The 1,160-nt window shown below is 27.5% G+C and carries 1 protein-coding gene; it reads right to left on the bottom strand.

The window, feature by feature from the left end:
- Positions 1–1,160 (bottom strand): MBG domain-containing protein (locus tag IY230_RS02175; protein WP_196369707.1); only part of this gene is annotated, 1,160 nt, incomplete at both ends.

Below are 1,160 nucleotides of genomic sequence, written 5' to 3'. Positions count from 1 at the left end.
TCAGTTGTTCCATCATATACTTTACTTTGACCAGCATTTGGTGTAATTTTTAACGTTCTTGGTGTTATTTTTACCTCTGTATCAGTGTAGATAATATTATAATTTTCAAGTACTATACTATCTTCAATTTCAACTAGCGATGAACCAACATTATAATTATTTAATATTAAATTAATTGTTTCTCCTGTAATCAATCCATTTACAAAGTGTTTAATATCAATACTTTCTCCATAAACAAATGATTGATTACTTTCTACATCAATTTCTAAATCTTTTTGTTTTATTGTTAATAACGCATAACCTTCTACTGGATAATAGTTTTCTTTACTTAAGACAAATCTTACTTCATATTCACCAACATTAGTTGGTATATTTTCAGAATTATTATAAGTAATATTAGTTACTTCATATCCATTACCTACATTAAATGCAAAATCATATCCTTGTTCTTGTCCATTGTATGTAACTTCTAAATTACTTATATTTAATTCATCTAGATTAATAAAGTTACTTGTAATCTCGTATACATGTTCTAATGGTTCTAGATTATAGTTTTGATTATCAATTGCTTTAACCATAGATGCTATTGCTGTATGAATCCCTATTGTTTGTTGGTCATGATGATGTAATTCTAATTCAATTTCATAAATACCATCTATTGCATAAGCACTTACAATACCATCTTGGAATTTCCAATCAACAACAATAGATAATTTTTGAATTGTCATTGATGTGCTTGGATTTGTAATAGCATAATTTGATGTAACATCATCTACACCATTTAAAATTTTAATGGTTACTTCATACGTTCCAGCATTTGTATGTTTGTTGTTACTTATTACTAAAGTATCACCAAATACTAAATTAGTAGCGGATCCGTTAACTGTCTTTTCAACTTGATTATAAATAGAATTTGTTTGACCACTATAAGAAATTGTTAATGTTCTTGGGGTTATTTCAATTAAACCCTCTACATAATTAACATCATAGTTATTTGTGTCTAAGTTAGATGTTAATGTATAGCTTCTTTCTCCTACATCTTCACTTGATAGTTCATAACTAACTTCATAATCATCTACTGGTGATAATGTACTTGTTATTTCATAACCAAACACACTAGCTTCACCGTAGACTTTCGTACTACTTGTTCCACTAATTTC

This window comes from Acholeplasma laidlawii, assembly GCF_015709225.1.
GTDB classification, from domain to species: Bacteria; Bacillota_I; Bacilli_A; order Acholeplasmatales; family Acholeplasmataceae; genus Acholeplasma; species Acholeplasma laidlawii_A.
Note: the sequence above shows the minus strand (reverse complement) of the source record. Positions and strands in the feature narration are given on the sequence as shown.